The 9,897-nt window shown below is 58.9% G+C and carries 15 protein-coding genes; 2 read left to right on the top strand and 13 right to left on the bottom strand.

The genetic code is table 11. The features are described 5' to 3' along the window. A partial coding sequence (locus C501_RS14475; RefSeq protein WP_026174458.1) for a transposase occupies positions 1-214 on the bottom strand: 214 nt, incomplete at its 3' end. 282 nt (positions 215-496) lie between these two features. Between C501_RS14475 and C501_RS0100670 the strand changes: the two genes are divergently transcribed. Next, positions 497-982, top strand: coding sequence for a hypothetical protein (locus tag C501_RS0100670; RefSeq protein ID WP_018133715.1), 486 nt, complete (start codon positions 497-499; stop codon positions 980-982). 100 nt (positions 983-1,082) lie between these two features. Here the strand turns inward: C501_RS0100670 and rpsQ are convergent, their stop codons facing one another. Genes rpsQ through rpsJ form a run of 11 tightly spaced genes read right to left on the bottom strand, consistent with a single transcriptional unit; the run spans position 1,083 to position 6,578 of the window. Further along, positions 1,083-1,379, bottom strand: a complete 297-nt coding sequence (rpsQ, locus tag C501_RS0100665) for a 30S ribosomal protein S17 (protein ID WP_018133714.1) — start codon at positions 1,377-1,379, stop codon at positions 1,083-1,085. Beyond that, positions 1,376-1,732 (bottom strand): 50S ribosomal protein L29, encoded by a 357-nt coding sequence (gene rpmC / locus C501_RS0100660; protein ID WP_018133713.1) that lies wholly within the window; start codon positions 1,730-1,732, stop codon positions 1,376-1,378. Before rpmC ends, rpsQ begins: the two co-directional genes overlap by 4 nt. Before the next feature lie 3 nt (positions 1,733-1,735). Further along, positions 1,736-2,152 carry a 50S ribosomal protein L16 gene (gene rplP, locus C501_RS0100655; RefSeq protein WP_018133712.1) on the bottom strand — a complete coding sequence of 139 codons (417 nt, stop codon included), beginning with the start codon at positions 2,150-2,152 and terminating at the stop codon, positions 1,736-1,738. Beyond that, a complete protein-coding gene (gene rpsC / locus C501_RS0100650) occupies positions 2,153-2,974 on the bottom strand; it encodes a 30S ribosomal protein S3 (RefSeq protein ID WP_018133711.1) in 822 nt (273 codons plus the stop codon). It abuts the gene before it with no gap. Beyond that, positions 2,974-3,336: a 50S ribosomal protein L22 gene (gene rplV, locus C501_RS0100645; RefSeq protein ID WP_018133710.1), complete on the bottom strand. Its 363-nt coding sequence runs from the start codon at positions 3,334-3,336 to the stop codon at positions 2,974-2,976. Before rplV ends, rpsC begins: the two co-directional genes overlap by 1 nt. Before the next feature lie 53 nt (positions 3,337-3,389). After that, entirely contained in the window at positions 3,390-3,671 is a 282-nt protein-coding gene (gene rpsS / locus C501_RS0100640) for a 30S ribosomal protein S19 (protein ID WP_018133709.1), read from the bottom strand. A 12-nt stretch (positions 3,672-3,683) separates the two neighbouring features. Further along, a complete protein-coding gene (gene rplB / locus C501_RS0100635) occupies positions 3,684-4,523 on the bottom strand; it encodes a 50S ribosomal protein L2 (protein WP_026174457.1) in 840 nt (279 codons plus the stop codon). Positions 4,524-4,551: 28 nt separating this feature from the next. After that, a complete protein-coding gene (gene rplW / locus C501_RS0100630; RefSeq protein WP_406566379.1) occupies positions 4,552-4,848 on the bottom strand; it encodes a 50S ribosomal protein L23 in 297 nt (98 codons plus the stop codon). A 17-nt stretch (positions 4,849-4,865) separates the two neighbouring features. Beyond that, positions 4,866-5,570 (bottom strand): 50S ribosomal protein L4, encoded by a 705-nt coding sequence (gene rplD, locus C501_RS0100625; RefSeq protein ID WP_018133706.1) that lies wholly within the window; start codon positions 5,568-5,570, stop codon positions 4,866-4,868. Between the two features lie 4 nt (positions 5,571-5,574). Then, positions 5,575-6,249 carry a 50S ribosomal protein L3 gene (gene rplC / locus C501_RS0100620; protein WP_018133705.1) on the bottom strand — a complete coding sequence of 225 codons (675 nt, stop codon included), beginning with the start codon at positions 6,247-6,249 and terminating at the stop codon, positions 5,575-5,577. A 20-nt stretch (positions 6,250-6,269) separates the two neighbouring features. Then, positions 6,270-6,578 carry a 30S ribosomal protein S10 gene (rpsJ, locus tag C501_RS0100615; protein WP_003803825.1) on the bottom strand — a complete coding sequence of 103 codons (309 nt, stop codon included), beginning with the start codon at positions 6,576-6,578 and terminating at the stop codon, positions 6,270-6,272. A 662-nt stretch (positions 6,579-7,240) separates the two neighbouring features. Here rpsJ and C501_RS0100610 point away from each other — a divergent pair. Further along, positions 7,241-9,406 carry an SMP-30/gluconolactonase/LRE family protein gene (locus tag C501_RS0100610; protein WP_156807547.1) on the top strand — a complete coding sequence of 722 codons (2,166 nt, stop codon included), beginning with the start codon at positions 7,241-7,243 and terminating at the stop codon, positions 9,404-9,406. A gap of 187 nt (positions 9,407-9,593) precedes the next feature. Here C501_RS0100610 and C501_RS11940 read toward each other — a convergent pair. Then, a partial coding sequence (locus C501_RS11940) for an integrase core domain-containing protein (RefSeq protein ID WP_018133702.1) occupies positions 9,594-9,897 on the bottom strand: 304 nt, incomplete at its 5' end.

The raw sequence follows: 9,897 nt of genomic DNA, 5'->3' as shown, positions 1-9,897 counted from the left end.
GTCGGATCCGCTTGTTCGCCTCGCGGAGCTGCTTACGCTCGTCCTCGGTCAGGCCCGGCACGCGCCCGTCTTCGATGTTTGCTTTTTTCAGCCAGTTGAACAACGAGGCTTCGGAAATCCCGAAGTCTCTCGCAATCTGCGATAACGGGGCCCGGGCTTTACGGGCCACAGCCACGACATCGTCACGGAACTCTTTCGGATAGGGCTTGGGCAAGAGATACATCCTTCCAGCGAGGACGAATCCTCACAGATCAGATGTCAACCAAACCCGGGGCAGACCCAAAGGCTCCTCGCAAATACCAAAGGTGTACTATTCACCGGATTCAGCCTGGTATCTGAAGGTAATGTATGCGAGGTAACAGACCCGCTCCCCGTAGCTAACGGTTCTTTCAGTACACCTGATATCGGCGATCGGCCATACACAGACCACGGACCTGAGGGCTCCGGAGGCTGGCTGGGAAAGCAGACTATAGATAGCGGCTATCAAGGCTGGAACGTGCTCCGCAGCGAACGCAGCTTCGATTACTGGAGTACCGTGAACATCTACGGTCAGCGAACCGCCCAAGCCCCTGATAAGGGGCAAGCACTTGCCATCAACGGCGGCTCCGTCGGAGCCATTGGCCAGAACTTGCCAACTCGCTCCGGCTCAACGGTCACCGTGAAGTTCAAAGCTTCTCGAGATACCTGGAGCGGGACTCCGAGAGACATGGTTCAAGCACTGCATCTGCAAATCGGCCAAGATCCGACAACGCGAAACACATATGATCTGGGAACAGCGGCTTCAACTTCTTACGAGCTACCATCGAACCCACCAGCGAACAGCATCGCCGGTTGGAACAATGCGGCTGAATGGAAAGACTACACCTACAACTTTAAAGCAAAAGGAAACGATGAACTACGGTTCATCTCGGGTAATTCCTCTGACGCCGGGCCTCTGATCACCGATGTCACAGCAGAAGAAACCTATAGCGGAATTTGTTAACGATAACATTTTTTATTGTACAAAACTCATAAGAAATGGTCCCGTTCCTGAGCAGGAACGGGACCATTTCTTATACACGATCTGTGGATGCCAGTACCTCTTATTTGGCTTTCTCCACAACCTCTACGAGGCGCCAGCGCTTGGTCGCTGAAAGCGGCCTAGTCTCGCTGATCCGCACGCGGTCACCGATACCTGCTGTCTCCTGCTCATCATGGGCCTTGACCTTGGAGGTCCGCTTCATGACCTTGCCGTACAGGGAGTGCTTCACCCGGTCTTCGACCTCGACCACGATGGTCTTCTGCATCTTGTCAGAAACCACGTAACCGATTCGGCTCTTCCGGTAACCCCTGGCCTGCTTCTCAGCGCTCGGGGTCGCCTCCTTGCTCACTTCACTCATTTAGCGGCCTCCTCGCTGGACTCAGCACTGTCAGACTCGGTGCTATCGGCAGGCTCAGCCTCAGCAGCTTCAGCCTTCTTCTTGGAGGACTTCTTCTTGTCCGCCTTCTCTTCGATCACCGCAGAAACTGCTTCGACGCGAATACCTAATTCGCGTTCCCGCAGCACCGTATAAATACGGGCGATATCGCGCTTGACTGCACGCAGTCGGCCGTGATTCTCCAACTGGCCGGTGGCAGACTGGAAGCGCAGGTTGAACAGCTCTTCCTTGGCCTTGCGAAGTTCTGAAGCAAGCCGCTCGTTGTCGAACGTATCAAGCTTGTCGATAGCTAGATTTTTAGTTCCGATCGCCATCTGCTATTCACCACCTTCACGACGAATAATGCGCGCCTTCAGCGGCAGCTTGTGGATCGCCAGGCGCAGAGCCTCACGAGCCACGTCTTCGTTGACACCGGAGAGTTCGAAGAGAACCCGCCCCGGCTTGACGTTGGCAACCCACCATTCCGGAGAACCCTTACCAGAACCCATACGGGTTTCCGCAGGCTTCTTGGTCAGCGGACGATCCGGGTAGATATTGATCCAGACCTTACCGCCACGCTTGATGTGACGGGTCATGGCAATACGGGCGGATTCGATCTGACGGTTGGTCACATACGCCGGAGACAGCGCCTGGATACCGAATTCACCGAAGTTCACCTTAGTGCCGCCGGTCGCCTGACCGGAACGGCCCGGGTGGTGCTGCTTGCGGTACTTAACCCGACGTGGGATCAGCATTTAAGCCTCACTCCCTTCTGTGCTGGCAGCGCCAACCGCAGGAGCCTCAGCAGCCGGAGCGTCTGCACGCTCAGCCGGACGCTCATTGCGGCGGCCACCACCACGCGGACGGCGGTCATCGCCATCGCGACGGTTTCCACGGCCACGGGCCGGGGCGGCAGCAGCCTGAGCTGCGAGTTCCTTAGCGGTGACATCGCCCTTGTAGATCCAGACCTTCACACCGATTCGGCCGAAGGTGGTCTTGGCCTCGAAGAAGCCGTAGTCGATGTTCGCGCGCAGGGTGTGCAGGGGCACACGGCCTTCACGGTAGAACTCCGAGCGGCTCATTTCAGCACCGCCCAGACGTCCCGAGCACTGCACTCGGATGCCCTTAGCACCGGCCCGCTGAGCGGACTGGATGGCCTTCTTCATCGCGCGGCGGAAAGCCACACGCGAAGTCAGCTGCTCGGCGATGCCCTGGGCTACCAGCTGAGCGTCGACCTCGGGGTTCTTCACCTCGAGGATGTTCAGCTGCACCTGCTTGCCCGTGAGCTTCTCGAGCTCGTTGCGAATGCGATCAGCCTCTGCACCACGGCGGCCGATCACGATGCCCGGGCGGGCAGTGTGGATGTCCACGCGGACGCGGTCACGGGTGCGCTCGATTTCAACCTTGGCGATGCCTGCGCGCTCCATACCCGTAGACATGAGCTGACGGATCTTCACATCCTCACGGACGAAATCCTTATAGCGCTGACCGGCCTTATTGGAATCGGCGAACCAGTGCGAGACATGGTTGGTGGTGATACCGAGGCGGAACCCGTGCGGGTTGACTTTCTGTCCCACTAGTTCTCCTCCTCACTCGGGGTCGCAACGACCACGGTAATGTGGCTGGTGCGCTTATTGATGCGGTAGGCGCGGCCCTGGGCACGCGGCTGGAACCGCTTCATAGTCGGTCCTTCATCAACGCGAATCTCGCTGATGTAAAGGTCGCTTTCGTCGAAGGCGACACTGTCCCGGTCAGCTAGCACGCGGGCGTTCGCCATCGCGGACTGCAGAACCTTGGACACCGGTTCCGAAGCCGCCTGCGGAGCGAACTTCAGAATCGCCAGAGCCTCATTCGCTTGCTTGCCACGAACCAGGTTGACGACGCGCCGGGCCTTCATAGGCGTTACGCGGATATGCCGCGCAATGGCCTTGGCTTCCATTGCTTTCCTTCTCTCGTCTATGCCGTAAAAACTTGCGTTGCTTCAGCCGGAGCCTAGCGACGCTTGCCCTTGCGGTCATCCTTAACATGGCCGCGGAAAGTCCGCGTGGGAGCGAATTCGCCCAGCTTGTGCCCGACCATCGACTCAGTGATGAACACCGGCACGTGCTTACGGCCGTCGTGCACGGCGATCGTGTGCCCGAGCATGTCCGGGACGATCATGGACCTGCGAGACCAGGTCTTGATCACGTTTTTCGTGCCCTTTTCGTTCTCGTTGGCGACCTTCACAAAGAGGTGCTGGTCAACGAAAGGACCCTTCTTCAGGCTACGTGGCATGTCTCCAGGCTCCTATCGCTTGTTCTTGCCAGTACGACGGCGACGCACGATGAGTTTGTCGCTCTCTTTGTTCGGCCGGCGAGTGCGGCCCTCGGGCTTACCGTTCGGGTTGACCGGGTGACGACCACCGGAGGTCTTGCCTTCACCACCACCGTGCGGGTGATCCACCGGGTTCATGGCCACACCTCGGACGGTCGGGCGGACGCCCTTCCAGCGCAGACGGCCGGCCTTGCCCCAGTTGATGTTCGACTGCTCGGCGTTGCCGACCTCGCCGACCGTGGCGCGGCAGCGCACGTCGACGTTCCGGATTTCACCGGAGGGCAGGCGAAGCTGAGCGAAACGGCCTTCTTTAGCCACCAGCTGCACCGAAGCACCTGCTGAACGGGCCAGTTTCGCGCCGCCACCGGGACGCAGCTCAACCGCGTGCAGCACAGTACCCACGGGGATATTGCGCATCGGCAGGTTGTTGCCGGGCTTGATGTCGGCGCTCGGGCCGGACTCGACGAAGTCGCCCTGCTTGAGCTTGTTCGGAGCCACGATGTAGCGCTTCGTACCATCCACGTAGTGCAGAAGGGCGATACGAGCGGTACGGTTCGGATCGTATTCGATCTCCGCGACTTTGGCGTTGATGCCATCCTTGTCATGGCGACGGAAGTCGATCAGACGGTACTGACGCTTGTGTCCACCGCCCTTGTGCCGAGTGGTGATCTTGCCGGAGTTGTTGCGGCCACCCGTTTTATGCAAGGGGCGGAGCAGTGACTTCTCCGGTGTCGACCGCGTGATTTCTGCGAAGTCGGCAACACTGGAGCCACGGCGGCCCGGCGTTGTCGGCTTGTATTTACGGATTCCCATAATGTTTCCTCGTTAAAGTGGTCTCCGCTTAGGAAAGCGGACCGCCGAAGATGTCGATCGTGCCCTCTTTAAGGGTGACGATGGCGCGCTTGGTGTTCTTGCGCTGCCCCCACCCGAAACGAGTCCGCTTACGCTTACCGGCACGGTTGATGGTGTTGATCGTGTCCACCTTGACGGAGAAGATCTTCTCCACGGCGTACTTGATCTCGGTCTTGTTGGAGCGCGGGTCAACGAGGAAGGTGTACTTCCCTTCGTCGATGAGTCCGTAGCTCTTCTCCGACACGACGGGTGCGAGCACCACGTCGCGGGGATCTTTTGCATGGATCGCAGAGCTCACGTTGCTCACTTCGCGTCCTCCTCAGTCTGTGCAGTCTCCTCGGCCTCCGCCGGTTCCACCTCGACGACAGCCGAAGCAGCGCCGAAGGCCTCGCTCGCAGCCTTGCCAGAGACGAATGCCTCGTAGGCGGGCTGGGTGAAGATCACGTCATCGGAAACCAGGACGTCATAGGTGTTCAGCTGATCGACGTACAGCACGTGCACATCGGGCAGGTTGCGGGCCGAAAGCGCCGCGACGTCATTGGACCGCTCGATGACGAGCAGCAGGTTCTTCCGCTCGGAAAGCGCCCGCAGCGTCGCCTGGGCGTCCTTGGTCGAAGGCGCGGTACCGGAGACCAGCTCGCTGATCACGTGTACGCGATCGTTGCGGGCCCGGTCCGAAAGCGCGCCGCGCAGCGCAGCGGCTTTCATCTTCTTGGGCGTCCGCTGGCTGTAGTCGCGCGGGGTCGGTCCGTGGACGATGCCACCGCCGGTCATATGCGGAGCACGAATCGAGCCCTGACGAGCCCGGCCGGTGCCTTTCTGCTTGAACGGCTTGCGACCGGCACCGGAGACCTCGCCCCGGCTCTTGGTCTTGTGCGTTCCCTGACGTGCAGCAGCCAGCTGTGCCACAACCACCTGATGCAGCAGCGGCACATTGGTCTGCACATCGAAGATCTCTGCGGGCAGATCGACCTTCACGGTGTTGCCCTTAGTTGTTGCCTTAGCCATGGGCTCATGCTCCCTTCGCTGCGCTGTTGCCCGGAGCCTTGACGGCGGTCCGAACGAGCACGACTTGACCACGGGCACCGGGAACGGCGCCCTTGATGAGCAGCAGCGAGTTCCCTGCGTCCACGGCGTGGACCGTGAGGTTCAGCGTGGTGTGCTTTACTGCGCCCATCCGACCTGCCATCCGCAGACCCTTGAAAACGCGTCCGGGGGTTGCCGCGCCGCCGATAGAACCCGGCTTGCGGTGGTTACGGTGCGCACCGTGAGATGCGCCGACACCGGAGAAGCCGTGACGCTTCATGACACCGGCGAAGCCCTTCCCCTTGGTGGTGCCGATGACATCGACCTTCTGGCCTGCATCGAACTGCTCCACGGAGAGTTCCTGGCCGAGCTCGTAGTTGCCGGCCTCGCTGGTGCGGATCTCCGCAACGTGACGGCGCGGAGAGACTCCGGCCTTCTCGAAATGGCCGGCAAGCGGCTTGGTCACCTTGCGGGGGTCGATCTGGCCGAAGCCAATCTGCACTGCGGAGTAGCCGTCTTTCTCGGCATCGCGCAGCTGGGTCACGACATTGGAGTCGGCCTTGATGACGGTCACGGGAATGAGCTTGTTGTTCTCATCCCAGACCTGGGTCATGCCGAGCTTCGTGCCCAGGATTCCCTTAATTGAACGAATCGCGGTCATAGTTCTCTCAGCACCTCCCTCTAAAGCTTGATCTCGATGTTCACGTCAGCAGGCAGATCGAGGCGCATCAGCGAGTCGACAGCCTTCGGCGTGGGGTCAATGATGTCGATAAGCCGCTTGTGTGTACGCATCTCAAAGTGCTCGCGGCTGTCCTTGTATTTATGCGGCGAACGGATCACGCAGTAAACGTTCTTCTCCGTTGGCAGCGGCACTGGGCCGACTACCGTGGCGCCTGCACGGGTGACCGTCTCAACGATCTTCCGGGCGGAAACGTCAATGACCTCGTGGTCATACGACTTCAGCCGGATGCGGATTTTCTGTCCCGCCATGCTAGAGGCTCTCTTCCTGACATGCTGCTCTGTTAACTTGCCTTCGGTTGCCTGAACTATCGCTAGCACAGCAACCGCCCCCAGTGGCTGAACCCGGCAAACCGGGGCGCTCAACTCTCCGAAGGCACTGACCCCCGCGCTCGGGCGTGTCGCGATTTTTTACGCAAAACGCGCCGAAATTCAGAGGATTTTGGTGGTTATTCTGGGATTTCCTTCTGAGCACCCCCGCGTCTTATGATCAGGGTGGGGACGGAAAGAAACTTTTGAATAACTCATCTAGTATGACCGATCCCCACGGGAAACGCCAATTATGGCGTCTAAGTCATGGATCACGCTACCGAGTAGCCGGACTTAAAGCCTCCTACCCGGAGAACAGCAATTCACCAGGTTTGTCCCGGAACGCGCCTCGTGAAGGAACTTCGAAGAACTCCGCGCACGCAATGACCAGCATCCTCATGATCGCTTTACTCTCGGGTTCAGTGGGAATCAGCTATGAATCAGCCCAAAACGCTTCACCTGCTCTAGCCACTGCCCCTACTGGAGAAGTCGATGCCAACGCGCCCGAGTCGGCACCCGTGACGGGGCCGAATAATCCGAGTTCGTTGAGCTACTCCTTCACAAGTCGCTGGAACTCAAACACGAAATCCACTCAACATCTCGGAGTGACCATGCCCATGAGCGCCAACGGCATGGTCAACATCGCGGGTATCGATACCGATATCAGCCAGAACGGAGGCGCTGATCGCAGCGAGAACGTCCTGGCCCAGGAGGTGTTCAACGACGAGCTCGAGCGCGCCGGGGAATCCACTCTGACCATGAAAGACAGCCGCCAAGTGCTCATCGGCACGACCCTGGGCGAACTCGTCAACGTCAATCCGAATAATCTCCGCATCACTAATCTCGGCATGCCCGCAGGAACCGCCTCATCCATCCTGAACATGTATGACGCAGGGCCTGACGTCATCATCGGCACTCGCTCTCCGGACTATCGCAATGCCACTAATCGAGGCAGTGGCCAGGTCGTGAAACTCAAATATGTCTGCACCTACACACAGTGCAGTGATCAAGAGCGCTGGACGAAGTACGGAGCGCCAGTGCCAGAAAATACCCATGTCTATGGGGCCAGCTCCTGGAACGGGGTGATCTTTGCCGGCAGCGGCGACACGAAAGCTACCCTCAGCGTCTATGAAAACGGCCAATGGCGCGAAATGGAAACCATCGGTGTCGCGCAACCCGGACAATCAGGTAAAGCCGAGCGAATCACCCAAGTCCGCGTCATGGGCGATTACCTCTACCTCTCCTACCAAGGCAACAACAGCATCAAAGTAGGCACCCACATTTACAAGCTCGGCAAAGACAAAGACGGGAAAGTCACTCTCAACTGGATCCGCCAGCTCAAAGATATGGCTTGGGTCACCAGCCCCGTCGCAACGAACATGGGGTACAGTACTGCCAGCGTTATCTATAAAGGCCCCGGGGGCGACTCCCTGAGAATCTTCGACCCCGCTGCCGGGTCGAAGGGCACAGAAACCGTCTGGGGAACCTACCCCGCCCAGCAGATGCCTGACCAAAATGCGCTGGGTGCCCTCCCTATTTCCTCGTGCTGGCTAGTGCCCGGCCATATCTGCGCTACCTGGTATCCCGGCGGAAGCGATATCGTCCTCGCGGCAAAACCTCAGTCCCCCAATCAAGCCAATCAAGGAACCGCAAAACGAATCGCCTCCATATCCCCTAGCGGCGCCGTCATCATCAACAGCGGACGCAGGGAGATCTCCCGGCTGGCTGTAGGGCCGGGTAATTCTGGCTTGTTCGCCAGCACCTCATACTTTGGTCACTACATCCGTCAGATTGACCCCAAGACCGGCCAAACCAAGGATCTGACCTTGCGCCCATGGCGCGACCCGCTCGGCGGGGCACCTCAAGTGGAGGGCCTCAGGTCCGTGGGCGATCAGCTTCTCGCCGGCATTTATCCTCAAAATGGCACGATCTCTCAGATCGACCCAGCTAAACCCATCACCTGCGAATATCAGATCGACCGTCCCACTGCTGACTGCAATCCCACCATCACCACCAGCGAGCGCGTCATCGGCAACAACCAAGCCCGGCCCGTCGCCATCGCCGACCTCGGCAACGGCCAAGCCGCCATCGGCTCTTTCGGATCCCGGAACAACATCACCGGGGTCCTCACCTTCTACGACACCGCAGCCAAGAAAATCACCAATCAGGTACCGCTGAAAGACAGCAACGGCATCCGACTCAGCCACATGGGAGTCTCCGTCATAGCAGACCAGGATCTGACGAGAACCGGGGGCTGGATCTACTACGGCACCAATGCCGCGCCCCCGGATAACCCCTCCACCGAACCTGCAGCAGCCATCGTGCGCTACAACGTCAATACTGGCCAGGCTCAAGCGATCGCGGCGCCCAGAAAACTCGTCAGCGACCTCAAATTCGGTGCCGACGGTCGACTCTACGCTATGACCGGTTTCACCTTTCTCACTATCGACCCGGGCCTGAATGGAAAGCCTTTCAGCATCCTGAGCAGCACTAATATCGGCCGGATGTGGGAAGCACCAGGGGCATCCATGGCTCCCCTGGCCGATGGCACCTTCGCCGTCGTCGCAGGCTCAGGGGACTATTACCCCGGGCCGCTCTATCTCATCGACCCCCGCGGGTCAGGAAGCCCCAAGGCCACGCCCCTCGGCGAATGGGGATATCGAATCGTGGCTGTTGACTCTCCTTCCGGCCAAGGGTCTCGGTGGTTCTACAACCGGGGTACGGGTGTCTATCACCAAGACCAACCTAATACTGCAGGGGCCTTACGTTAAAGCACTCAGAATCATTGATTTTGGTAAGAAAAACAGCGTCATGATCTAAATCTACAGAGAACTAGGTAATTACCTAGTTCTCTGTAGATTTATGCCAATGGAGTAGAACAACGATGTCCTTTCATGCTTGGCTACCCAGACCAGCCAAACCAGTCACTGAATCGCCCCGGTGTGTCCGGAGGGTTTCTCAAACGGTCAGCTCAACGGATTGTTGGCTGATGATTTCATCGTAATATGCTGCTTCGAGTTCTGCCGGTGGGATGTCTCCGCAGTGCTCGTAGAGGCGATGGTGGTTGTACCAATCAACCCATTCAGCCGTCGCGATCTCGATCTCTTCGAGGTTGCGCCAGGGCTTGCCCGGTTTGATCAGCTCGGTTTTATACAGCCCGTTGATCGTCTCAGCGAGGGCGTTATCGTAGCTATCGCCGACAGAACCGATACTGGGTTGAATCCCTGCTTCAGCGAGCCGATCGGTGAAGGCCACAGCCGTG

Origin of the sequence: Acaricomes phytoseiuli DSM 14247, assembly GCF_000376245.1 — a bacterium.
Taxonomy (GTDB): domain Bacteria; phylum Actinomycetota; class Actinomycetes; order Actinomycetales; family Micrococcaceae; genus Renibacterium; species Renibacterium phytoseiuli.
The sequence above is the reverse complement of the archived record's forward strand: the minus strand, read 5'-3'. Positions and strand labels throughout refer to the sequence as shown.